Source organism: Haloferax litoreum, from assembly GCF_009674605.1.
In the GTDB taxonomy this organism is placed as follows: Archaea; Halobacteriota; Halobacteria; order Halobacteriales; family Haloferacaceae; genus Haloferax; species Haloferax litoreum.
The window spans coordinates 2,897,930-2,921,609 of record NZ_WKJO01000001.1 but is presented as its reverse complement, the minus strand read 5'-3'; the positions used below and the strand labels follow the sequence as shown (position 1 = coordinate 2,921,609).

Here is a 23,680-nt window from a genome sequence, read left to right as displayed (position 1 = left end):
GACGACACCGGTCTCGGTACGCAGAACCCACACGAGGTTTCCGCCTCCCCGGTGCCTATTTATCAGCAGGTCGTACAACAGGTCGATGACGTCAGCACTCTTTATCGTAAGCGAGCATGGCTACTGGGGCGAGGAGTGTATCGAACCACTGACCACGCTGAGCGACGCTGGTGTCGATATCACCGTCGCCACACCGACTGGCGGCGTCCCCGTCGTCGACGAACGCTCCGTCGACCCAGAGAACGTCGGCGAAGAACTCGCCGAACACGTGATGGAGGTTCACGAGAACGACGAACGTCTCCAGAACCCCGAGAAACTCGCACAGGTCGACGCCCGCGAATACGACGCCGTCGTCTTCCCCGGCGGGCACGGGACCGAGTGGGACGTCAATCAGGACCGCCACGCCCGACAGGCACTCTTGCAGGCCGTCGCCGGTGGCGAGAGCAAGGCCCTCGTCGTCTGCCACGCCGTCGGCATCCTCGCGTTCACCCGCGAGGCGGACGGGTCGTTCCTCGTCGACGGGCGCAACGTCACCGGGTTCCCGAACGAGTGGGAAGAAGGAATCGTCGACGACGACGACCTGATGCCCGACGGCCGGAAGTTGCCCTACTGGGTCGAAGACGAAGTGAAGGCCGCCGGTGGCGTCTGGGACGCCGAACTCGACGCCGACACAAGTGTGACTGTCGATGGTGACCTCATCACGGCGCGCGGTCCGGGGTCGTCGGCAGCAGGGGCGCAGACGCTCCTCGACGAACTGGACGAACTGTAAGTCGGATCGACAACTACAGGCAGTGAGGTAACACTTTTTCGGTGGGGTTACATCGGTGCCGTCGTGAAGTTAGCAGACCTTTCGCTCACCCCCGGAGAACGTCTCAGTGGTTCAGAACTGGAGGCCCGGTTCGACCGAGGGATGACCGGACGCGGCATCGAAATCTGTTACGACGACGACGAGCAACGCTACCTTCGACTCTTTTCGAGTGACACAGGACCGTATGCGGATGATGTAACCGGTGGTCAATTCACGTACATCGGCGAAGGTCGGACGGGTGACCAGACGCTCACGGGTGGAAATAAGTTTCTCGCGCAAGCCGAGGATAACCCGCTTCCTATCTTCTTTTTCCACAGGCCAGACAACAACGCTGACTGGGAATACCAAGGCCAAGTCGAAGTCGTTTCCCACGAGTGCGGCCCGTTCGATACGGATGACAGAGAGGTATTCCAGTTCGTCCTCAGGCGTCGGGCCGAACACGAAGAACGGGTGGATGCTGCCGAGTCGACACCGGACCTCTCGCCTCCTGAGAGAATCCAAACGACACGAAGTCGAATCATCAGAAACACGAAACTCACGTCCGCACTCAAAGAACGATACTCGCACACGTGTCAGGTCTGTGGAGACCGGCGGCGACGGAATGTGGACGATGGCTACGCGGAAGCCCACCATCTCAAACCACTCGGCCGACCTCATGGCGGACCTGACGTCGAAGCGAACGTTCTCGTTCTCTGCCCTGACCATCACGCAGATTTCGACTACGGGATGCTCGCAATCGACCCCGATTCGAAGACCATCGCACACGCATACGACCGAGACATCGACGGTGCGTCACTGTACGTTCGCGATGACCACGAGGTTGACGAGCAGTATCTCGAATACCACAACAGAGAAATTGCCACGTTCTGAGTGGCGTCGTCGATGCTGACTTCGCTACCCGATTTTGAAGACTGCTTCTTCGATACCTTCACTCCGACACTCGGGACACCGCGAGGGGTAGTTCACCGGGTCGTCGAAGGCACTGAATCCGCAGTTTCGGCACTCGGGTGGGGCGACGAGAAATTGTTCGTCGCCTTCACTCTGGATGGTGCGAGCGACGTGCTGGAGATGGCCGTAGACCGACGACGCAGGGACACCGAGACTCGTCGAGAGTTCGGAGGCGGTTGCCGGGTCGGCGCGGAGGGCGTCGGCGATACGCTGGCGGGTCGTCGCGGTAGACTCCCGGTCTGACATGGGACGAGGTTAGTATCCGAGGGGAAAGTTCCTTCCGCCGTGCGACCACGTCGAACTGTCAGCAAAATAGAGAGGATGCAAAAAGACCTTGACCACGTGGTGGGATTTGAGGGACATGAAGGCAGTCGTCCTTGCCGGTGGGTACGCAACGCGTCTGTGGCCGATTACCAAACACCGACCGAAGATGTTCCTCCCGGTCGGTGACCAGACGGTTATCGACACCATTTTCGAAGACCTCGAAGCCGACGACCGAGTCTCCGAGGTGTTCGTGAGCACGAACGAGCGGTTCGCAGAGTCGTTCGAGACGTACATCGACGAGTCACCGTACGAGAAGCCCACGCTATCTGTCGAAGACACCAGCGCCGAGGACGAGAAGTTCGGCGTCGTCGGTGCACTCGCCCAACTCATCGACCGCGAGGAAGTCGACGAGGACCTCGTCGTCATCGCCGGCGACAACCTCATCAGCTTCGACGTCGCCGACTTCGTGGACTTCTTCTACGAGAAGGAAGCACCGACTCTGGCCGCCTACGACGTGAAGGACCTCGAACGCGCGAAATCGTACGGTCTCGTCGAACTCGACGGTGACCGCGTCGTCAGCTTCCAAGAGAAGCCCGAGAACCCGAAGAGCACGCTCGTCTCCATCGCGTGCTACGCGATTCCTGCCGGCGACCTGCCGAAGTTCGACGAGTACCTCTCCGGCGACAACAACCCCGACGAACCGGGCTGGTTCATGCAGTGGCTGCAACAGAACGGCGACGTGTTCGCGTACACCTTCGACGGCGCGTGGTTCGACATCGGCACGCCGCAGAGCTACCTCGACGCAGTGGCGTGGTACCTCGAAGGCGAGAACTTCATCCACGACACGGCGACGGTGACGAACACCGAACTCGGACAGAACGTCCATATCATGGCCAACGCGACAGTCGAGAACTCCAGTCTCGAAGAGTCGGTCGTCTTCCCCGGTGCAATCATCCGCAACGCCGACCTGAAGAACTCCATCGTCGACGAGGAGACGCACATCGAGAACCTCGACCTCTCGAACGCGCTCATCGGCGCACACTCACGGTTGACGAACGGGCAGTAGAAACGACTGCCGCACTCGCAGAACAGCGTTCTATTTTGTACGTGTTCGAGACGAATCCCGGATAGTCACCTCAGTCCAGATACGCGTCGGTGATGCGGAGTCGCCCGTGTGTCCCTTCCCACTCGGTCTCGTATTCGAGTTCAATCGGGCGGTCCATGTGGGGCCCGTCGGTGACGAACGTCTCGAACTCGCCCCCCTCGCCGAGGACGTGGACGCCGTACTGCTCGTTGAGTTCTGCGAGTTCGTCGAGTGCCTCTTCGTCGAGTGTTCGGCCGAGCCACGATTCGTCGAGGCCGTGCGCGGCGACCTGAATCAGCGTGATTTCGAACCCGGCGTCGAGCATCGCCTCGCCGAGTTCGCGCGGGTCCTCCTGCCAGAGAGGTGCGAAGAGGTCGATACCGAGGCGGTCGCACATCCCCTGAATCCGGTTCGTCTGGAACTCGCTCTCGATGGCGCCCGCAGTGACGCCTGCGAGGTCGATTTCGGATTGAAGTTCTTCGATGGCCGCTTCGAGCGGTTCGAGTTCGGCGTCGCCCTGTTCGCCGGAGTCGGTGGCGTCGGTCGCTTCCAAATCGCCGGGATGGACGTTTACGTGTTCGATGCCGATGCTCTCCGCCGCGAGTGCGGTGAGGTCGGTCGCCGGCACGTGGTACATGTACGAGTCGTCGCTCGGGTGGACGGTCAGGAGGCGGGTGACGTTCAATCCCTCTTCGAGCGCCCGGTAGAGCGCCCACGAGGAGTCCTTGCCGCCCGAGAAGAGACTGACCCACTCGGATGCCATGGGTGCGATACCGTGTTGAGAGAGATAGGCGCTACGGTGTGGATGCTGTGCTGCCAGCAGGACGACGATACGACTGCACAGCCACGAGTACCGAGATGACGACGTGCGAAAAATACATTTGATTGACAGGTGTGGTGATACTCATGGCCCTCCCCGCAGTGATAAAGAAAGATTTCCGGGACTCGATACGGTCGCTTTCCCTCCTCACTACGACGTTGCTGTTCGTCGCGTTCGCCACGTGGCTCGCCACGATACAGTGGATTCCCCTCATGTATCAAGACAGCACTGCGAACAGAAGCACGCTGGCACTCTTGAACAGTATGAGACAGCCCACAGTGTTCATGGTCCCTTTAATCGGTCTGAGTCTCGCGTACGACACTGTTGCGGGTGAACTGGAGAGCGGGACAATCCGATTCCTCTTGAGCCTACCAAATTCGCGAGCAGAAGTCGTCTTCGGGAAGTTTGTCGGGCGAACTGCCGTCATCGGTGTGTCGATACTCGTCGGCTATACCGTCGCAGGGGCAATCGCTCTGGCGACCTACGAGTCGTTCGACGCCGTCGTCTTCGGTCAATACACGCTCCTGACGATACTTTACGGGACTGTCTACATCGGCCTCGCTACGGGCTTCTCGGCGGGGATGAAGTCGAGAACGCGGGCATTCGTCGGTGCAGGAGCACTGTACTCACTTTTTCTGCTGGGATGGGACGTTCTGCTTCTCCTCCTCCAATTGGCGATTTACGGGAACGATATCCCGGAGGCGGGGTTACCCGACTGGTTCAAATTCGTCGGGACGCTCAACCCTTCGACTGCCTTCATGAAAGCAACGAAGGCGGTCATTCCACAGTACGGTGAGATTACGTCCTATCCGGAAGGAAGCGCAGTGTACCTCGACGACTGGGTCGGATTCCTGATTCTCGGACTATGGTGTGCACTTCCGCTCGTATTGGGATATCTGCGCTTTACGACCGCTGACATCCAGTAGCGAACGAGTTCCGTGCTGGGGTTCTCCGGCAACGCCCTCTCCGGCGGAGACTGCCGTGAAGAGGGTGTTCCCTCCTGAAGCAGACGGAACGAATTTTTGACTGATACGTGCTCTGGGTCAGTACACCCGCAGAATCTCCCTTTTTACCCCTGCGATGGGCGACTCGCTTCGCTCGCACTCAGAGAGTTTCGAACGATAGTCTCACCGTGAACGGTCGAACGGAGTGCGACCCGACGAGTACGAAGTCGTCTTACATGTAGCCGAGGTCGCGGAGGCGCGCCATCAGGTTCTCTTTGTCCTGTGCGCGACCTTCTCGTTCCTTGCTCGCGGCGAGGTCCTGCACCCACGCGGGGCGGTCGTCGGCCTTCGTCGACCCGGATTCGGTGCCGAGCGAGCGGTAGCCTTCGAAGTACTTCGGCGAGACGGGGAGGTCGGTGGGTTCGACTCCTTCGGGGAGGTCATCGTACGATTGGGGGACGTGGCCAACGGGGTACCCGTCGACGGCGTCGGGGACGACGTAGTTCCAGAAGGCACCCCAGATGTCCGCCTCGGTGAACTGGAGGATGGTGTGGACCCGGTCGTGCGGCGGGTACTTGTCGGACTCGTGGCGCGGACTGAAGAACGTCTCGTCGGCGCGGGCTTCCTGTTCGTCCCAGCGGACGCCGGAGAAGATGCCGTCGAAGCCGTGTTCGGTGATGACGTCGTTGAGCGCGACGGTCTTCAGCAGGTGGTTGCCCTCGAAGGTATCGGCGTCGAGGACGATGGTGTCGTCGTCGTAACCGAGACGGGCGAGTTCGCGTTGGGTCTCGTCGCGCAGGTCGGAGACGGCGATTTCGTCGCCGGGGGCCATGCCACGGCCTGCGAAGTCCTCGTTGCGGGCGACGATGAGGTCGAGGTCCCAGCGGTCGGCCCAGTCGTAGACGAACTGTTCGGTCTCGTCGAAGTGTTCGAAGTGGTCGATGAAGACGACCGGCGGAACCGCCACGCCGAGGTCGGCGGCGACTTCGCGGACGACGTAGAGGACGACAGTCGAGTCTTTCCCACCGGTCCACATGATTGCGGGTCGCTCGTACTGTTCGAGTGCGGTGCGGGTGATAGACGCCGCCTTTTCGAGTTTGTCTTCGAGTGTGGGGTACGCTGCGGCAGTCTCGTCACGACCCTCGCTGTAATCGAGGCTGAGATAGTCGGGAAACCGAAGAACCATGGTGGATGCATCGACGGCAGGCGTTATCTATGTTTTCGGACTAACGAGACGGTAGGCGGCGCTTATCGACCGTTAGGACCGCAAAAACGAGTTGTCGAATCGAGCCTTCAGACCCGAACGTTACATGTAGCCGAGGTCACGCAGGCGCTCCATCAGGTCCTCTTTGTCCTGGGCGCGGCCTGCGCGCTCGGTCGTGTTCGCCATGTCCTGCAGCCACGCCGGTTCTTCGGCGGACTTGTCCGTCGAGACTTCGCTGCCGAGACTGCGGAACCCGGCGAAGTACTTCGGCGAGACGGGCACGTCTTCCTGCGAAACGCCCTCGGGGAGGTCCTCGTCGCTCTCCGGGACGTAGCCGTCTTCGGGGTAGTTCTCGACCGTGTCGGGGACGGCGAAGTACCAGAAGGCGTCCCAGACGGCGCTCTCTTCGAACTGGAGGATGGGTTGGATGCGGTCGTGCGGCGGGTAGATGTCGGGGTCGTGACGCGGGCTGAAGAACGTCTCGTCGGCACGGGCTTCCTGTTCGTCCCAGCGGACGCCCGAGATGACGCCGTCGATGTCGTACTCTTCGAGGGTGTCGTTGAGTGCGACGGTCTTCAGCAGGTGGTTACCGACGTAGGTGTCGAGGAGGAAGGGGAAGGTGTCCTCTTCGTACTCGAGGATGTTGCGGATGTGGTGTCGGTTGTGCTCGGAGAGTTCCGAGACGTCGATGTCGTCACCGGGTTCGAGGCCGTGTTCGTCGACGTAGTTGCCGATGTCCTCGTTGCGCGCCCAGATGACGTCGAGGTCCCACTCGTCGGCCCAGTGCTCGACGAAGTCCATGATTTCGTCGAAGTGCTGGTAGTGGTCGATGAAGACCGCCGGGGGAACTTCGAGGTCGTAGCGCTCGGCGACTTCCTTGATGAAGTAGAGCGTGAGCGTCGAATCCTTCCCGCCAGTCCACATGACGGCAGGGTTCTCGTATTGCTCGAGACCGACCTTCGTGACTTCGATGGCCTTCTCGATTTTCTCCTCGATGCTCGGGTAATCTTCCGGCGTCTCTCCCTCGCCGTCGGTGTAGTCGACGTCGAGGTAGTCTGGGAAGGCTTCCGACATGGTACGTAATTACATCTAATTAGGTCGTGTAAATGCTTTTTGACCGAGGAATTGTGTGGCCCGTGGTACCGTCGCACACGAGTAGGGCCGCAGGCTATCGTGGTGCGACGGACTGGGATAGAGGATACGGCGAGTTCAGGAGATGAACTTGTTGTCGCGCCAGTTGACACCGCTGTCAGCCGAACTGTTCTGCTGTGGGTTCTCGACGACTTCGACGGACGCAGCGCGCACTTCGCCTTCGACGATGCGCGTCGCCTGAAGTTCGTCGCTCTCTTCGGTGATGGCGGTCAGCGTCCCCTTCTCTGAGAGCATCGCAATCTCTCGGAGGACGAGGAACATCGGGTACTGAAGCGCCGTGTTCTGGAGTACGGTCTCGAGGTCACCTTTGAAGCAGGCGAACTCGACGAGTTCCGAGGGAATCTCCTCTTCTTCTTCTTGTCCCCAACTCGGCGCACCTGCTCGGGGTGGCTCTTCTTCGTAGACGCGGTTCTCGGTTACACTCGCCTTCAGTTGTGCCGTCGGGGTGTACTTGCTGAGATTGTCGTCAGCAGAGACGGCTTTGATGATGAGGGTGTTGTTGCGGCGCGTGATGTCCACATCCTCAACCTCCGGTGGGAGTGTAGGGTCGTTCTCGAAGTAGTCCATTACGTCTTCGAGTGGCAGTTCCAACGTCGAATGGAGTCGATATACGCGGCCTGACATTGTTGGCTTCGGTATCGACGAGAGCCACGGTGCGGGCGCACGCGGTTGGCGATACCTGTGTGTCTGTACGAGTCGGAGACTTATATGGGCTCCCCTTCCAGTTAGCGCAAAAACGAGTTCATACTCTCGGGAGAGGCCGTCGATTAGTTCTCGCCGGTCAGCGTCGCTTCGAGTTCGCCACGGGTGTCGAGTTCTTCGAGAATGTCGCTGCCACCGATGAACTCACCGTCGACGAACGTCTGGGGAATCGTCTCCCACCCACTCTTGTCGTCGAGGGCCGCCCGGTAGTGCGGGAGTGCAGGAAGCACGTCGACCGTCTCGAACTCGTCGACGTACTGTGAGATGAGTTCGAGCGCCTTCGCGGAGTACCCACACTGCGGCATCAAGCGGTTGCCCTTCATGAAGAGGACGACGTCGTTGTTCTCGATGGCCTCGTTCACACGGGACTGGACTTCTTCTGGGTCCATGCTCTCGGGTTGGAAAGTCATAGACCTACGTAACGGCCCGGCAGACAAAGGAGTTGCGTCGTGTGGTGGTCGGCCAGACGACCAGTCGGCCGTCGGCCAGGTAGGCTGCCGGCTACCGGGTCGGGATTACTGTTCGCCGACGCGGACGACGTTGATGAGCGAGTAAACGGGGACGCCGTCTATCTCTTCGACGCCCTGTTTGTCGACGATGACGACACACGCGAGTGGTTCGCCGCCTTCCGCGCGAATCGACTCTATCGTCTCGCGGAGCGTGGTTCCGCTCGTCACCGTGTCGTCGACGATGAAGCACTTGCGGCCGTCGACGGGGGCGAAGTTCCGGGAGAACCCGCCACCGAGGTCCTCGATGTCGCCTTCGTCCCACTGGTGTTTCGCGGGTGAGTACGCACCGAGCGACGTTTCGAGTTCGCGCGAGACGCTCGTCGCGAGCGGGACGCCCGCTTTCTCGATACCGATGGTGACGTCTGCCTCTTCGTGCGTCTCCAAGAGCAGGTCGGCGAGTGCACGACCGATGTACGTGAGGCGTTTGCCGCCACTCCCGATGGCGTTCCAGTCGACGTGGATGTCGTCTGGACCATCGGGTTTCTCTGCGGGTTTGGGTTTGGTGGCCGCGCCACTTCGTTCGACAAGCCAACTAGCGGTTTCACGGGAGACGTTCAACTCGTCGGCAATCTCGCCCTTCGAGAGACCACGGTCCGCGAGCTCCGCCGCGCTGGCGATGAGGTCGTCGACGTTCTTCATACGCTACTGAATTCGATGGCGGTTTTTATAGTGGTGTCGTCGTCGTCGAACGCTTCTTCGAAGTTCGATAGCGGATAGACTCCCGTGACGAGGTCACGCAGGAACCACCGGGGAAGCTTGGTGAACGTCACCGTCGCCGCCTCGAAGTGCTTCACGTGAGAGTTGACGCTTCCGACGAGGGCCTTGTTGTGAAGGACCATCTCCCGGTGGAACGCGCCCGCGTCGACTTCGAACTCCCAATCGCTCGGCACGCCGAGCAGGGCACCGACACCGTTCGGCGCGAGTGCTTGCACCGACTGGATAGCGTGTTTCGGGAACCCCGTTGCCTCGTAGATGAAGTCCATCTGCTCGTGTACGTCCGGGATGTCCTCGACGGGTGTCTGTCGAGAGTCGACGTAGGTCCCACCCAGTTTCTCGATAATGTCGATGGTCGGGTCGGGCCGGTCCCGTCGGCCGAGGCAGTAGAGTCGCTCGTAGGCCTTGTCGTCGACTTTCAGCATCGCCAGCGTCAGGAGTCCGAGACTGCCGTTTCCGAGCACGAGCGCGGACGACGGGTCCCAGTCGAACGACGAGCGACTCGCGTACGCGAGTTCGAGGGCCTTCTCGGTGATAGAGATGGGTTCGATGAGAAAGCCGAGTTCGGCATGCGAGCGCGGGATGCGCACGAGGTACTCCTCTGGGCTGGTAAAGAAGTCGGACATGAACCCGTGTTCGCCGACGATACCGCGTTCGGCGTACATCCCGTCGGGCGCCATATCCGGTTGGTCGCGCTCGAAGAACTCGTTCGTCCCCGATTTCGGTGGTCGCCTGACCGTGGGGACGACGATATCTCCCTCTTCTAACTCGGTGTCGTTCGGGTCGACGACGATACCGACCGCCTCGTGCCCGAGGACGAGGTGGTCTTCGCCTTCGGGGAATCCCCCGTGCCCACCGGAGATGACCTCGTGGTCGGTCCCGTCGACACCGACGCGAAGCGTCCGGACGAGTGCTTCCCCGGATTCGGGTTCCGGTCGTGGCTTGTCGATGACGACCGGTTTGTCTTCCCCGCGCTTGACGACGATTGCTTTCATATTTCCCCCAACGCACCACCCCACCAAAAGACTTATTCTATGCTGAGTAAATAATTAATCACGGTGAGCGCCCTGCGTCGTCTTACCAGCCCATGACGAACCGTCACACCGGACCAGCCTATCCAGCCCATCCGTGTCGGCGTTCACCGAACCCGTGCCCATACCGCTTGGGGGCTGATACCGTGCCCATCGGCCTCTGACGGCGGTATTTCTCCTGACTATCGAACCATCGCGAGCGTCGCGTCTGTCACCGGTGCGTCCCGAAGAAGAGTCGTGAGCCTGTGTTTTCAGTCGCCGATATGGCCAGACGGCTTTCGTCTCTCGATACCGTCAGTCATCCACTGACGGGCCGACGAACGTTACTCGTCTACGTCGCCGACGAGTTCGTCCGCCAGACCGACGTACGTCGCGGGCGTGAGCGCGAGCAGTTCCTCGCGCGTCGTCTCGTCTACGTCGAGGTCTTCGAACAGGTCGTGGAAGTCCGAGAGCGTCACGTCACGGCCGCGCGTGAGTTCTTTCACGCGTTCGTACGCCTGCGTGTCGCCCTCACGGCGGAGAATCGTCTGGACTGCCTCGCCGATGATAGCCGGCATGTCGTCCAGTTCCTCGCGCATGACGTGTTCGTTCGGCACGACCTTTCCGAGGCCGGCCTGCGTCTTCTTGTAGCCGATGAGGCAGTGGGCGAACGCCGCGCCGATGTTCCGTTTGACCGTGGAGTCCGACAGGTCGCGCTGGAGACGCGACGTCGTGACGTAGTCCGCGAGGAACGTCAGGTCCGAGTTCGCCTTCGAGAGGTTGCCCTCGGAGTTCTCGAAGTCGATTGGGTTGACTTTGTGCGGCATCGTCGACGACCCCGTCTCTCCTTCGACGGTCTCTTGGCCGAGGTACCGGTCGGAGATGTAGAGCCACGCGTCGAGGTCGAGGTCCACGACGACGTTGTTGACGCCGCGGAACGCGTCGAACAGTGCCGCGAGGTCGTCACAGGGGTTGACCTGCGTGGCGAGTGGGACGTGTTCCAGACCGAGCGACGAGACGAACTCGCGGGAGAACGCCCGCCAATTCACGTCGGGGTACGCGGCGACGTGGGCCGCGTAGGTACCCGACGCCCCGGCGAGTTTCCCCACGAGAGCGTCGCTCGCGGCCTCGACACGGGCCAGCGCGCGCCCCAGACGGGACGCGTAGACTGCCATCTCCTTACCGAACGTCGTCGGCGTCGCGGGTTGGCCGTGAGTTCGGGCGAGCATCGGCACGTCGCGGTACTCCTGTGCGAGGGCGACGAGTTCGTCGCGTACCTCACGTATCTCGGGAACGAGGACTTCCTCGACGGCACCCTTCGTCATCAGGCGGTGCGAGAGATTGTTCACGTCCTCGGAAGTCAGGCCGAAGTGAATCCACGGGTGGATGGACTCGGGCGTCTCGGTCCGGATGAAGTATTCGACGGCCTTCACGTCGTGATTCGTCGCGGTGTAGCCTTCTGCGCCGTCGACTTCGAGACGTTTCACGAGTGCCGCGTCGTCGGCGTCGAACTCCTCGTAGAGTGCCCGAAGGTCGTTCCGTTCCGGTTCGGGCAGTTCGAGTGGCGTCGCGTCGAGGTCGGCGAGTGCGACGAGGTATTCGACTTCTACCTGTACGCGAGCACGCATGAGTGCGGCCTCGCTCACGTGCGGTGCGAGTGGTGCGGTGCGAGAGGCGTAGCGCCCGTCGAGCGGGGACACCGCGTAGAGCGGGTCGTTCCGGTCGGCGTCGGTCATGGGTGACCCGTCTCGGTGGGATGGGTTAAACGCCGGGGGTTCGCGTCCGTACCAAAATCCGAATATGAGCACGTGTGTGAATATCGGGGTGCACACAATCCGGTTCTTCGGAACGACATATGCATAATCGAGTATACTTTGGAGAGTGAGGACCGCAATCACTTTGAGGCCCGCGACACGCCATCTCCACATGGTCACCATCGCCGGTCTCGCGAGCAACCGTGGACGAAACCTTCGCAACATCGCCGACAGCACCCCCGGCGGGGCAGAACTCGGCGTCGTCGTCTCGAACCACGCCGACGCACCCATCCTCGACTGGGCGGACGAGCAGGGAATCCCAACGGAAGTCGTCGAACGCGGCGACGACGAGTCCCGCGAGTCGCACGAAGAGCGTATTCTCGACGCCCTCTCCGACTACGACTTCGACCTCGTCTGTCTCGACGGATACATGCGCGTCCTCACCGCCACGTTCCTCGACGCGGCACCGATGACGCTCAACGTTCACCCGTCGCTCCTGCCCTCGTTCCCCGGCATGAACGCCCACGAGCAGGTTCTCGACGCCGGCGTGAAGACGACCGGGTGTACGGTCCACGTCGTCAACGAGGAAGTCGACGCCGGCCCAATCGTGACGCAGGAAGCAGTCCCCGTCTACACGGACGACGACGAAGACGCCCTGAAGAACCGCGTCCTCTACGAGGCCGAGTTCAAGGCGTACCCGCGCGCTGTCCGCTGGTTCGCCGAGGGTCGCGTGACCGTCGACGACGACGGCGTCACCATCGAGGGCGACGTGGATGCTGGCCTCCCAGAACGTCGTCTCACCTCCGAAGACCGCTACGACACGCTTCGCTACGGCGAGAACCCGCATCAGGACGCCGCCGTCTACGTAGACGAGACGTGCGACGAGGCGTCGGTGGTCGGCGCACCACAACTCAACGAGGGCGCGAAGGGCCTCTCGTACAACAACTACAACGACGCCGACGGTGCGTTGAACCTCATCAAGGAGTTCGACGAACCCGCCGCCGCGGTCATCAAGCACACGAACCCCGCCGGATGTGCCACCGCGGACACCCTCGCGGAGGCCTACGCTGACGCACTCGCCACGGACCCGATGAGCGCCTTCGGTGGCATCGTCGCCCTCAACCGTGAGTGCGACGCCGAGACGGCCGAACTCGTCGTGGACTCGTTCAAGGAAGTCGTCGTCGCTCCGGGCTACACCGACGACGCCCTCGACGTGCTGACCGAGAAGAAGAACCTCCGCGTCCTCGACGTCGGAGAACTCGGCGAGCGAACCGAGACCTACACCGAGAAAGCACTCGTCGGCGGCCGACTCGTTCAGGAGCGTGACCTCTGGACGCCGACGCTCGACGACCTCGAAGTCGTCACCGAGAAGGAACCGACTGACGAGCAGTTAGAGACGATGCTGTTCGCGTGGAAGGTCCTGAAGCACGTGAAGTCCAACGGGATTCTCTTCGCCAACGGAACTGAGACGGTTGGCGTCGGCATGGGACAGGTCTCCCGCGTCGACGCGGTCGAACTCGCCGCGATGAAGGCCGAAGAACACGCCGAGGGCAAGGACGCGCAGGGGGCCGTCATGGCCTCTGACGCGTTCTTCCCGTTCCCGGACGGCGTCGAGAAGGCGGCCGACGCGGGTATCGAGGCGGTCATCCAGCCCGGTGGGTCGGTCAACGACGAGAAGGTCATCGAGGCGTGTGACGAGCGTGGGATTGCGATGGTGTTCACCGGACAGCGGTGCTTCCGCCACGACTGAGCGAAGCGAAGGAGTGGCGGAAGTCAGTGAGGCGCGCGAAGCGCGTCTCACGCGACTTGAGGAACGAGCGAGCAATGCGAACGAGTTCCTCAAGCCAGTCCACCAAACCCACATTCTGAATCCAGTCCGCCCAAACCGCCCGTTCTTCTCCAATCCCCGTTCCCAACTTCTTGAACCAACGCGATGCTTCAAGTGTCGGCGAGGAGAACACATGGGTATGTACGAGGATATTCTGGTCCCGACTGACGGCAGTCCGGGAACGATGCAGGCTATCGAACACGCACTCGAACTCGCCGGTGCCAACTCGACGGTTCACGTCCTCTCGGTCGTCGACCAACGCGTCTACCTCGCCGCCGGTGGCGACCAACAGGACGCCGTCATTCAGGCGCTTCGAGACGATGCGGTAGACGCCGTCGAAAAGTGCGCCGCGGAGTGCAAAGGCAAGTGCGAGACGACGACGGCAGTCCGAGAAGGCGTGCCGCACCGAGTCATCCTCGAATACGCCGACGAACACGACGTCGACGTGGTCGTGATGGGGACGCACGGGCGGACCGGACGCGACAAACTCACGTCGCTCGGCAGCGTCACCGAACGCGTCGTCGAGAACGCGAAGCGGCCGGTTCTCGTCGTCCACATCGACGAGTAACGCGGGACGAGACGGTGGCCACGGAGCGTTAGGCCTAAGCCCACCGTGCGGGTTTTTTGCGTATGGAGTACCACGAGGCGGTGAACTTCCTTTTCGACCTCCGGCGCTTCCAGGTCAAGCCGGGGACCGAGTCGATTCAGCGGTTACTCTCTCACCTCGGTGACCCCCACGAGGGAGTCTCGTTCGTGCAGGTCGCGGGGTCGAACGGAAAGGGAAGTACCGCCCGGATGCTGGAGTCGACGCTCCGCGAATCGGGCCAGAGCGTCGGTCTCTACACCTCACCTCACTTCGACGACATCCGCGAACGCATCCGCGTGGACGGTCGAAAGATACCCGAGTCCGCGCTGACGGCGTTCGTCGCCGAAGCGAAACCCTATCTGGTCGAACGCGCCGCCGACGGCGAACCACTCACGTTCTTCGAGACGATGACAGCCCTCGGAATCTGGTATTTCGCGGAAGCGGACGTCGACGTCGCAGTCCTCGAAGTCGGCATGGGTGGTGAACTCGACGCGACGAGCGTCGTCGCCCCCATCGCAAGTGCCGTCACCAACGTCTCGCTGGAACACACGGCGGTCCTCGGCGACACCATCGAAGAGATTGCGCGGACGAAAGCCGCAGTCGCACCCACAGATGCACCGCTCGTGACGGGGGCCACCGACGAGGCGCTGGGCGTCATCCGTGGCGAAGTCGGTGACGTGCTGACCGTCGGCAACGACGGGTCGGACGCCGACGTTCGGGCCACGTACGGTGGTCGCGTGAACCATCAAGAGGCGGCCGTCACCGTCGAAATCGACGACGAGACGCTCGACCTCAGAATCCCGTTGTTGGGTGCCTATCAAGCCCGTAACGCCGGTATCGCGGTTGCGCTCGCTCGACAGGTTGCCCCGGATATCTCCGCCGACGCGATTCACCGCGGCCTTCGGAACGCACACTGGCCCGGCAGATTCGAAGTCATGTCTACCGACCCGATGGTCGTCCTCGACGGCGCGCACAACCCCGACGCGTGCGCCCAGTTGGCGACGGTCCTCGACGAATTCGACTACGACGACTTGCACCTCGTCTACGGAGCGATGCACGACAAGGACCACCGGGAGATGGTCGAGGCCCTCCCCGACGTTTCCTCCGTCGTCACCTGCCACGCCGATATTTCACGGGCCGAAGACCCCGAAATCCTCTCTGCGGTCTTCGAGCGAACCGGCATCGACGACGTACACACAGGAGACGCAGTCGCGTCCGCGCTCCCACGGGCACGGAAGCACGCGACAGCGGACGACTGCATCCTCGTCGTCGGGTCGTTGTACGTCGTCGCCGAGGCGCGGACGACGTGGACACGGGCGATGATTCCGAAGAGGCACCGAACGCTCGACGACGCGCGCGAGACGCTCGAACGAGTACACGTCGCTCCCGCGGATGCGAAGCGTGCTGAGAAGGGCGTCTTCCGAACGATTCGAACCCGCGTGCAGGGCCGCCAAGCAGCGGTTCTCCGAGAAGAACTCCTCGCCATCGGCGGCGAGTGCGCGATTTCGGGCCACAGCGATGGCGGTGAACTTGTCGACGTGGTGTTGATGGCGACGCTGGACCAATTCGAACGGCTCACCGCGACTCTTCGAGACCGACCGTACGCCCTCGCAGAACTCGCCGACGAGATTCGAGCGAGCGTCGGTATTGGTGACGCCATTCGGTCCCACGACTACCCGTGGGGAGACGGCACTGCCGTCATGGGCATCCTCAACGTCACACCGGACAGTTTCCACGACGGCGGTCAATTCTACGACATCGACGACGCCGTCACTCAGGCGCAGGCGATGGTCGACGCCGGCGTCGATATCATCGACGTCGGCGGCGAGAGCACCCGCCCCGGCGCAGAAGCGGTCCCGGTAGACGAGGAGATTCGTCGCGTCACGCCCGTCATCGAGGCGATTTCGGACCTCGATGCGCTCGTCTCGGTCGACACCCGGAAGGCCGCCGTCGCCGAGGCGGCCCTCGACGCCGGGGCAGACATCCTCAACGACGTGACCGGCCTCGAAGACCCCGAGATGCGCTTCCTCGCCGCCGAACGAGACGCGCCGGTCATCGTGATGCACAGCATCGACGCGCCGGTGATTCCGGACAAAGACATCGACTACGACGACGTGGTCGAAGACGTCATCGACGAACTCACAGAACGCGTCCTCCTCGCCGAGAAAGCGGGTATCCCGCGGCACAACATCATCGTCGACCCCGGCCTCGGATTCGGGAAGTCCAGCGCCGAGAACTTCGAACTGCTCGACCGCATCGACGAGTTCTCGGCACTCGGGTGTCCAGTCCTCGTCGGCCACTCACACAAATCGATGTTCTCGCTCGTCGGCGAAGAGACGGGTGACAACCTCGCGGCGACCATCGCCGGGACGGCCATCGCCGCCGACAGAGGTGCAGACATCGTTCGCGTCCACGACGTGCCGGAGAACGTCGCGGCAGTGAACGTCGCACTCGCGTCGCGTGACCTGAGTCGGTTCGAAGACGACGAGTAGTCACACTTTTTGACACGTCGTCAGAGGATTACGGGTATGGCCCTCCCGACGCAGTTCCCCGCAGTTCTCGCAATCGCCGTCCCGTTCGTGGTGGTCCTCGTTCTCGTCGGAGGACTCGCAGTGAAGTCGATTCTCGCATGGGTGTCGAGACCGGATGACGACCTCGAACAGCGTGTCGAAGCGTTAGAAGCACGGGTCGAGGAGTTGTCGGACGAGTGATTGCTGCGCGAATAAACCCAGAGCGATGGGAGTGACCGTCCCCGAAACAGATATTTTTCCACCCTGGGCACCTACCTCCAGTCGTGTGTACACTCATCCTCGCGTGGCAGGTGTTCGAAGACGCACCCGTCGTCGTCGCCGCCAACCGCGACGAACTGCTCGACAGGCCCGCTGAACCGCCGCAGCGATGGGACGACGGCGATGGCCCCGCGATAGTCGCCCCGCGCGATGCAGAGGCGGGCGGTACGTGGGTCGGCCACAACGACGCCGGCGTGTTCGTCGGCATCACGAACCGCTGGGTCGAGGTGGATGGCGGCGGCGAGCGTTCTCGCGGGCACCTCGTCCGCGACGCACTGCGCCACGAGACGGCGGAGGACGCCGCACGATTCGTCGAACACTCCGTAGACGAACACACGTACGACGGATTCAACCTCGTCGTCGCCGACGAGAACGCCGCGCTGTACTTCGAGTGGGACGGGAGCCTGTCGGTTCGAAGCTTCGACCCCGGCGTCCACGTCGTCGTCAACGTCGGGACGCCGGACTCGTGGTTCGTCCCGGCGCGACACCCCGAGCGAGGTGAGATGCAGGCCGACAACGCCCGCCGTCTCTGGGAAGCGCTCCAACCGGAACCGAGTGAGTCGATGGGTGCGTGGCGTGACCGGGCGGCGGATGCGCTCGGTGACCACGAGTTCGGCGTCTGCGTCCACGACCCAGAGGGTCGATTTGGCACTCGTTCGTCGTCGCTCATCACACTCGGAAACGAAGGGCAGTCGTACGAATTCGCCGATGGCCCGCCGTGTCAGAACGCCTTCGAACCGGTCGAACGTCAGCATTAAACCGCTCGCCCGACGTGTAGATTGTATGAGCGCGAGCGAAGCCGAATCCGACCTTTCTTCCGACGAGCGCGCGGGACTCGAACTCATCCGCGAGTCGGGCGGCATCCATCAGAGTGACTTCTGGAAAGAACTCGATATCTCCTCCCGCAAGGGAAGCCGTATCGCAGAGGTTCTGGAGTCGCTCGACCTCATCAAGCGGACGCAGGCCGTCTACAACGGGCACACCACCTACTACCTCGAACCCGCCGCGCGCGACCTCGACTTCTCGATGCTCATGGCGGGCGACATGCTCTCGCCGTTCATCGGAGAAGAGGAGATAAACGCGAACAGTAACGCATTCTCGCAGTGGCTGATGAACCTCGCCTACGAGGAATACTAACGCCACCGACGCGACCGAATCACCGATTCGGTGCCGTATTTTACCGTCTGAGTGTGCTGGCGACGACCCACACTGGGGAGTGGCGACACAGTCTCATCGATGAAACGACAGAATCACCGATAGCGACGTGTCGGGTCGGTACGAAGAAGAATACGCGGTACCGCGGGAAGCGGTTTACTCGTCTTCGGTCTCGTCTTCCTCGGTCGCCAGCAGGTCGTTGGCGACGAGGTGGTCTTCGATATCCTCGTTCGACAGTTCGACGAAGCGTTCGGACTCAGACGAGACCGTCGCCACGTCGACGCCGTCGGGTGAGATGCCGTCCTCGTTGGTGGAGGCGATGGCTTCGAGTGCCAGCGCGATGCCGTCTTCGAGGGTCAGGTCGTCGCGGTAGTTCTCTTCGAGGTGTTCTTGGTGGTCGCCGCGGTCCGCACCGATTGCGACGGCCTTCCACTCGTAGGGCGTCCCCGAGGGGTCCGTCTCGTAGAGGCGCGGGGTGCCGTTTTCGACGCCACCGATGAGGAGGGCCACACCGAACGGGCGGGCACCGCCGACCTGCGTGTACTGCTGGATGTGGTCGGTGACTTCCTTGGTCAGTGTCTCGATACCGATGGGTTCGCCGTAGCGGAGGCGGTTGACCTGCGACTGGCGACGGGCGAAGTCGATGAGTTGGCGGGCGTCGGCGACGTGGCCGGCGCTCGCGATACCGATGTGGTCGTCCGCCTTGTGAATCTTCTCGACGCTCGTCGGTTCCATCAGCGGCGAGCGAGAGCGTTTGTCCGCCGCGAGGACGACGCCCTCGGACGTTCGCACACCGATGCTCGCGGTGCCGCGCTTGACGGCCTCACGAGCGTACTCGACCTGATAGAGTCGACCATCCGGCGAGAAGATTGTAATCCCGCGGTCGTACGCCTGTTGTTGCGCTTGTCCCTGCATAGAGTATCACTCGAAATCGAGTTGCGTCGCGCCCGTGAACCCGCCCGGACCGCTGACGTCCAAGAGGGAGTCGCGGACGACGGCGGTCCGGGATTCGTTCTCGAACACGACGTCTCTCTTCTCAGAAATTGCGGTCCGGCCGTGTAAATACCTTTCCGAACAGGCACGCACCGTCCCGGAGACGCCTCGCACTCTCACCCCGACTGGGTCGTCACCGACTGTGTCGATACAGGCGAGTGCAGCACGCCCCTCGTCGACGTAGCCCCGCCGGACACGAACGATGGTCTCGGCGACGCAGTCGGAGGAATCGAAGCCGAGGACGGTCAAATCGGCGTCCGCACTGCCGGTGTCACCGAAGAGGTTCTGCGCGGCGTACCAGAGTTCGCGCTGGAACGTCCCGCGATTGAGCGACGCGTCTGGCCACGACTCTACCTCGACGGCGAGGTATCGCCACCGCGGTCGGAGATGCTTCGGGAGGTGTTTCATTCAGCTCCCTCGTCGAACGACGGTGCCCGCTCGGCCACCAACACCCCGACCTGTTCGTGGACAGCCTCGACGGCGGTGAGGACGAAGCCCGCGTCCGTGAGGGCGTCTGCGAGGAAGCCAACAGTCGAAGGGTCGTCTACTTCTGGCGAGTAGAACGGTTCGTCCGGGTTGGGTTCGCCGAAGAACATCACGTCACCGAGGACGAACCGGCGGGGTTCGAGGTCGGCGACGACCTGAATCGCCTCGCGTTTCTCCTCGTCCGAGAGGTGGTGCATAGCGAAGTTGGAGACGACAATATCGACGCGAGCATCGCGAGCGTCGGCTTGGGGCGTCTCTGACGACCCAGTGTGTACATCGTCCGCATCTACGTTCGGGTCACGGAACCGACCCACCCCGAAGTCGACGTTCTCGATACCGACTTCGGCGGCTTTGGCCCGTGCCTGTTCGAGCATGCCTTCGCTGATGTCGCGTCCGATGACGTGCTTCGCGTCCGGGGCGAGTGCGAGGGCGATAGCCCCGGTTCCCGTTCCGAGGTCGAGGACCACGTCGTCGGGAGACGGGTCGGCGTAGTGGACGACGAGGGAGACGCACGCACGATACTCGTCACTGTCCTGTGATTCGTCGTACTCCGGGGCGACTTCCGAAAAGCGGGCGGCGTGTTCCTCAATCGTCTTCTTCATGTCTGCCACGTTTGACGCCGGGGGCTATGAACGACTCGGACATCCTCTCACGATTTCGCTCGGCGAGTCGGCCCCACTCGCGGAGGCCCTCCAAAATCTGTTCGCGGTCGAAGCCGATTATTTCGCCGAGGCCGGCCAACTCGCGCGGTGCCCGGAGTTCGAGGTGCGAGTGAGGGCCGCCGGAAACGACGTACGGGACGTCGTAATACTCGACGAGTTCGCGGAGTTTTCGGAGGTCGGAGAGCGCCTGCACGCGGGTGCCGCCGTCACTCCGAAGAACCGGGTCGAGGTCGAACTCGACGCGGACGCCGTTGTCGCGCGCGGCCTTCGCAAGTACGTGGTTGAAGTTTCCACGACCGGCCATCGGTCGGGCGAGTACGTCGACGCGGGGTTGTTCGACGGCGAATCGATTGAGCGCGTTCGTCCCCCCGCGGAGGACGACGAGTTCGCGTTGCGGCCGGTAGTTACCGACCGCCCCGCTGGCGTGTTCCGGGTCGGGAGCGTCGATTTCGACGGCGTCGACGATGTCCACGTCGAGTTCGTCACGGAGACGGTCGAAGTCGGGGCGGGCGTCGATGCCGCGAATCACGACACCGTCGTACCCGTATCGTCCGGCGGCGACTGCGACGCGACTTGCCGTGCTCTCGCCGTCCGGGTGTGCGTAGACCGCCTCGTACATACGCCGACGATGGGCGGGGTGGAAAAAGGGCGTTGCGTTCCGCCGCGGGTCGTGGACCTCGGTTCTGTTGGGGGGTCGCGATTACCGACGTGCGAGGAGTGCCACGGCGACCAGTGCGATTACCCCGGCGGCGAGTCCGAGTCCAGGAACCTGAATCCCCGAGAGTGACCCGGTGTCGGTGGTCGTCGTGGTGGTCGGTGACGGGTCCGTCGCCGTCGACTCGTCGGTCGGTTGGTGGTACGTGAGCGTCGAGTCGTCGGGCATGTTCTTCGTCACGAGGATGCCGTCAATTTCGTGGACGGTGGTCTCGTTGTGTCGAACTTCGACGTGAACTGGCCCGCCGTGGAGTGGGGCCAACTCGGAGAGGTCGAAGGTGACGCTGAACGACCCGTTCGTCCCGACTCTGACCGCTTTCGACACGAGGAACGGGTGTGTGTCTTCGACGGACTTGATACGGACGCCGATGACCGTCCCCGACTCGTACGGCGTCGTTCCCTGGACCCGTTGGTCCGCGACAGCGTCCAAGAGTATCTCGTCTCCGCGGTGGTCGATTACGGTCCCGCCATCGGCGGCGACGACACCAGAGACCACCACGAGAACCACGACGAGAGGGACGATGAGCGTATGTGGAGGGCGCATCGTTCGAGACAACTCTGCCGCACATCAAGAACGTTTTGATTGGTAGACATTTACTCGACGAGACGCGTGACGGCGTCTTCGAGTGCCTCGGCCGCGGTCCGAACGTCGTCGGTCCGCACGTACTCGCGTTCGGCGTGTGCCACTGCTCCCTCGTCGTCGGTGAGGACGCCGGGACCGAAGACGACGACTGGCGCGGGCGAGAAGTACGATGCCTCGGTGGCGGCAGTGAACGGACGGACGTCACCTCGGCCGCCCGCATCACGTGACGCTTGCGCGAGCGTCGTCACGAGTTGGTGGTCGGGTTCGGTGGCGAAGGCTTCGAGGAACGGCGTCGGTCGCTCGGTGAGTTCGAAGTCGACGCCGATGCCCTCGGGAACGACTGACTGAAGCGTCGAGACGAGTTCCGAGCGGAAGCCATCTGCAGTCTCTGGGGGAACGCTTCGCCGGTCGACCACGAGTCGGCACTCGGCCGGAACCTGATTCGAGTTCTCGCCGCCGTCGACCATCGTCGGTGTCAACGTCGCGTCGCCGAGGTCCGGGTGCGACTCTCTGTCGTCGTCGAACTCCCGGAGTGCGTCGAGCACGGGCGCGAGGGCGTCGATGGCGTTGGCACCGGAGTCGGGTTCGGCGGCGTGGGCGGCCACTCCACCGAGTGTGACGGTTCCTTCGAACCTCCCTTTCGCCGCCGTACACACGTCGAGTCCGGTGGGTTCGCCGACGATGTACAGGTCGCCGTCCACGTCGAGTGCGGCGGCACCCGTCGAGAGCAGTTCCTCGTCGGGCGTTATCGCCAGCGTGACCCGCGCGTCCGGTGCTGGGTCTGCCGCGAAGAACGCCGCGAGGAGCGCCGCGAGTGGCCCTTTCGCGTCACACGACCCGCGGCCGTGGATGACGCCGCCCGCACGAGCGTAGGGGACGTGCGGCGAGACGGTGTCGATGTGCGTGTTGAGGACGAGATGCGTGTCGGGGTCGGACGACCCCTTCGAGGCGACGGTGTTGCCGGCGTCGTCCACAGTCGGGTCGGCACCGTACGCGTCGAGTGTCTCCACTAACAGGTCGCGCATCGCGCCCACGTCTTCGTTCGATGCCACGGGAACGGCCCGTTCGAGGAATTCGACGGGGTCGAACCCGCCGCCTGTCATCGCTCGCGGAAGACGATGTCGGCCTCGCCGTCGCCCTCGTGGACGGCAGGACCGCCGAGGAGTGCCGACCCTTCGTCGGGAACCGTGACAGAGAGCGTTCCGCCCGGCGGAGAGACGTCGATTGGGTCGTCGCCGGAGACGTGGCCGAGTCGCTTTGCGGCGGCGACGACGGCGACTGCGCCCGTCCCGCAGGACTGCGTCTCGCCTTCGACGCCGCGTTCGAAGGTTCGCTGCCGGAACCCGCCTTCACCGTCGGGTGAGGCGATGGTGACGTTCGTTCCGTCGGGGAACAGCGGCGCGTGTCGAATCGACGGTGCGACCGCTTCGAGGTCCACGTCGTCCACGTCGTCGACGAACGCGACGGCGTGGGGGACGCCCGTGTTGACGGCCGTGACGGTGAGTCCCTCGACGTCCGCTTCGACGAGTTCTTCGTCGCTGGCGAGGGGAACGTCTCGGGGTTCGAACGACGGAACGCCCATCTCGACGGTCACGTTGCCGCCGTCGAGCGATGCGCGTCGGGTGCCGGCGGGCGTGTCTATCATAATCTCGTTGGACCCGGTTCGTTCGGCCGCCCACGCGGCGGCGACGCGAGCGCCGTTGCCGCACATGGCGGCGACGGACCCGTCGGGTTGGACGAGCGTCATGACGACGCGCGGCGGGTCATAGCGGGATTCGAGTGCGAGAAAGAGGACGCCGTCTGCGCCGCGTCGGTCGCTCTCGTCGAGTGCGATGCCTGCATTTCGGTCACAGTGCGTTCGCGCGAACGCTGGTCGGTCTGGGACTGGGTCTTCGGCATCGACGACGAAGAAGTCGTTTCCGGTGCCGTGGAACTTTTCGAATGGGACGGTGTTTAGTACGCTCATGGTTC

26 protein-coding genes are annotated in these 23,680 nt (G+C 62.8%); 10 read left to right on the top strand and 16 right to left on the bottom strand.

What is annotated here, in order from left to right; all coding sequences use genetic code 11:
• Positions 1–85 precede the first annotated feature (85 nt).
• Positions 86–769, top strand: coding sequence for a type 1 glutamine amidotransferase domain-containing protein (locus GJR96_RS15130; protein ID WP_151163742.1), 684 nt, complete (start codon positions 86–88; stop codon positions 767–769).
• 63 nt (positions 770–832) lie between these two features.
• Positions 833–1,678 (top strand): HNH endonuclease, encoded by an 846-nt coding sequence (locus tag GJR96_RS15125; protein ID WP_151163740.1) that lies wholly within the window; start codon positions 833–835, stop codon positions 1,676–1,678.
• A gap of 24 nt (positions 1,679–1,702) precedes the next feature.
• Here the strand turns inward: GJR96_RS15125 and GJR96_RS15120 are convergent, their stop codons facing one another.
• Positions 1,703–2,002, bottom strand: a complete 300-nt coding sequence (locus tag GJR96_RS15120; protein ID WP_151163738.1) for a transcriptional regulator — start codon at positions 2,000–2,002, stop codon at positions 1,703–1,705.
• A gap of 115 nt (positions 2,003–2,117) precedes the next feature.
• Here GJR96_RS15120 and GJR96_RS15115 point away from each other — a divergent pair, with 115 nt between their 5' ends.
• The gene (locus tag GJR96_RS15115) at positions 2,118–3,086 is read left to right on the top strand and encodes a sugar phosphate nucleotidyltransferase (RefSeq protein ID WP_151163736.1); all 969 of its coding nucleotides are present in this window, start codon (positions 2,118–2,120) and stop codon (positions 3,084–3,086) included.
• Positions 3,087–3,156: 70 nt separating this feature from the next.
• On the opposite strand, the gene GJR96_RS15110 is transcribed toward GJR96_RS15115, so the two are convergent.
• A complete protein-coding gene (locus tag GJR96_RS15110) occupies positions 3,157–3,867 on the bottom strand; it encodes a diphthine--ammonia ligase (protein ID WP_151163734.1) in 711 nt (236 codons plus the stop codon).
• Between the two features lie 143 nt (positions 3,868–4,010).
• Here GJR96_RS15110 and GJR96_RS15105 point away from each other — a divergent pair, with 143 nt between their 5' ends.
• The gene (locus GJR96_RS15105) at positions 4,011–4,850 is read left to right on the top strand and encodes an ABC transporter permease subunit (RefSeq protein ID WP_151163728.1); all 840 of its coding nucleotides are present in this window, start codon (positions 4,011–4,013) and stop codon (positions 4,848–4,850) included.
• A 250-nt stretch (positions 4,851–5,100) separates the two neighbouring features.
• Here the strand turns inward: GJR96_RS15105 and GJR96_RS15100 are convergent, their stop codons facing one another.
• The 7 genes from GJR96_RS15100 to purB all read right to left on the bottom strand — a co-directional run bounded on the left by GJR96_RS15100 (position 5,101) and on the right by purB (position 11,895).
• Complete coding sequence (locus GJR96_RS15100) at positions 5,101–6,054, bottom strand: phosphoadenosine phosphosulfate reductase family protein (protein ID WP_151163726.1); 954 nt, start codon at positions 6,052–6,054, stop codon at positions 5,101–5,103.
• Positions 6,055–6,174: 120 nt separating this feature from the next.
• Positions 6,175–7,146, bottom strand: coding sequence for a phosphoadenosine phosphosulfate reductase family protein (locus tag GJR96_RS15095; protein WP_151163724.1), 972 nt, complete (start codon positions 7,144–7,146; stop codon positions 6,175–6,177).
• Between the two features lie 135 nt (positions 7,147–7,281).
• A complete protein-coding gene (locus tag GJR96_RS15090) occupies positions 7,282–7,848 on the bottom strand; it encodes a DUF7110 family protein (protein ID WP_151163722.1) in 567 nt (188 codons plus the stop codon).
• Positions 7,849–7,991: 143 nt separating this feature from the next.
• On the bottom strand, positions 7,992–8,336 hold the full coding sequence (locus GJR96_RS15085) for a glutaredoxin family protein (RefSeq protein WP_151163720.1): 345 nt from the start codon (positions 8,334–8,336) through the stop codon (positions 7,992–7,994).
• Positions 8,337–8,441: 105 nt separating this feature from the next.
• Positions 8,442–9,074, bottom strand: coding sequence for a transcriptional regulator GfcR (gene gfcR / locus GJR96_RS15080; protein ID WP_151163718.1), 633 nt, complete (start codon positions 9,072–9,074; stop codon positions 8,442–8,444).
• Complete coding sequence (locus GJR96_RS15075) at positions 9,071–10,144, bottom strand: glucose 1-dehydrogenase (protein ID WP_151163716.1); 1,074 nt, start codon at positions 10,142–10,144, stop codon at positions 9,071–9,073. The genes gfcR and GJR96_RS15075 overlap by 4 nt, the downstream gene beginning before the upstream one ends.
• A gap of 359 nt (positions 10,145–10,503) precedes the next feature.
• Positions 10,504–11,895 (bottom strand): adenylosuccinate lyase, encoded by a 1,392-nt coding sequence (purB, locus tag GJR96_RS15070; RefSeq protein WP_151163714.1) that lies wholly within the window; start codon positions 11,893–11,895, stop codon positions 10,504–10,506.
• Between the two features lie 190 nt (positions 11,896–12,085).
• Here purB and purH point away from each other — a divergent pair, with 190 nt between their 5' ends.
• The 6 genes from purH to GJR96_RS15040 all read left to right on the top strand — a co-directional run bounded on the left by purH (position 12,086) and on the right by GJR96_RS15040 (position 18,253).
• Complete coding sequence (purH, locus tag GJR96_RS15065; RefSeq protein WP_151163712.1) at positions 12,086–13,663, top strand: bifunctional phosphoribosylaminoimidazolecarboxamide formyltransferase/IMP cyclohydrolase; 1,578 nt, start codon at positions 12,086–12,088, stop codon at positions 13,661–13,663.
• A 217-nt stretch (positions 13,664–13,880) separates the two neighbouring features.
• Positions 13,881–14,309 carry a universal stress protein gene (locus GJR96_RS15060; protein WP_151163710.1) on the top strand — a complete coding sequence of 143 codons (429 nt, stop codon included), beginning with the start codon at positions 13,881–13,883 and terminating at the stop codon, positions 14,307–14,309.
• 62 nt (positions 14,310–14,371) lie between these two features.
• Positions 14,372–16,819 carry a dihydropteroate synthase gene (gene folP / locus GJR96_RS15055; protein WP_151163709.1) on the top strand — a complete coding sequence of 816 codons (2,448 nt, stop codon included), beginning with the start codon at positions 14,372–14,374 and terminating at the stop codon, positions 16,817–16,819.
• Between the two features lie 36 nt (positions 16,820–16,855).
• The gene (locus GJR96_RS15050; protein ID WP_151163707.1) at positions 16,856–17,038 is read left to right on the top strand and encodes a hypothetical protein; all 183 of its coding nucleotides are present in this window, start codon (positions 16,856–16,858) and stop codon (positions 17,036–17,038) included.
• Between the two features lie 83 nt (positions 17,039–17,121).
• Positions 17,122–17,874 (top strand): NRDE family protein, encoded by a 753-nt coding sequence (locus GJR96_RS15045; RefSeq protein ID WP_151163705.1) that lies wholly within the window; start codon positions 17,122–17,124, stop codon positions 17,872–17,874.
• Between the two features lie 25 nt (positions 17,875–17,899).
• On the top strand, positions 17,900–18,253 hold the full coding sequence (locus GJR96_RS15040) for a helix-turn-helix transcriptional regulator (RefSeq protein ID WP_058573384.1): 354 nt from the start codon (positions 17,900–17,902) through the stop codon (positions 18,251–18,253).
• Positions 18,254–18,427: 174 nt separating this feature from the next.
• Here the strand turns inward: GJR96_RS15040 and psmA are convergent, their stop codons facing one another.
• From psmA to dapF, 7 genes are all read right to left on the bottom strand, one after another.
• Positions 18,428–19,186, bottom strand: a complete 759-nt coding sequence (psmA, locus tag GJR96_RS15035; protein WP_058573385.1) for an archaeal proteasome endopeptidase complex subunit alpha — start codon at positions 19,184–19,186, stop codon at positions 18,428–18,430.
• A gap of 6 nt (positions 19,187–19,192) precedes the next feature.
• Positions 19,193–19,672 (bottom strand): Rpp14/Pop5 family protein, encoded by a 480-nt coding sequence (locus tag GJR96_RS15030; RefSeq protein WP_151163703.1) that lies wholly within the window; start codon positions 19,670–19,672, stop codon positions 19,193–19,195.
• Positions 19,669–20,352, bottom strand: a complete 684-nt coding sequence (locus GJR96_RS15025; protein ID WP_151163701.1) for a class I SAM-dependent methyltransferase — start codon at positions 20,350–20,352, stop codon at positions 19,669–19,671. Before GJR96_RS15025 ends, GJR96_RS15030 begins: the two co-directional genes overlap by 4 nt.
• Complete coding sequence (locus GJR96_RS15020; protein ID WP_151163699.1) at positions 20,336–21,031, bottom strand: RNase P subunit p30 family protein; 696 nt, start codon at positions 21,029–21,031, stop codon at positions 20,336–20,338. The genes GJR96_RS15025 and GJR96_RS15020 overlap by 17 nt, the downstream gene beginning before the upstream one ends.
• Before the next feature lie 81 nt (positions 21,032–21,112).
• Complete coding sequence (locus GJR96_RS15015) at positions 21,113–21,670, bottom strand: BGTF surface domain-containing protein (RefSeq protein WP_151163697.1); 558 nt, start codon at positions 21,668–21,670, stop codon at positions 21,113–21,115.
• 50 nt (positions 21,671–21,720) lie between these two features.
• The gene (locus GJR96_RS15010; RefSeq protein WP_151163695.1) at positions 21,721–22,812 is read right to left on the bottom strand and encodes a M20 family metallopeptidase; all 1,092 of its coding nucleotides are present in this window, start codon (positions 22,810–22,812) and stop codon (positions 21,721–21,723) included.
• Entirely contained in the window at positions 22,809–23,675 is an 867-nt protein-coding gene (gene dapF / locus GJR96_RS15005; RefSeq protein ID WP_151163693.1) for a diaminopimelate epimerase, read from the bottom strand. Before dapF ends, GJR96_RS15010 begins: the two co-directional genes overlap by 4 nt.
• Positions 23,676–23,680: the final 5 nt, after the last annotated feature.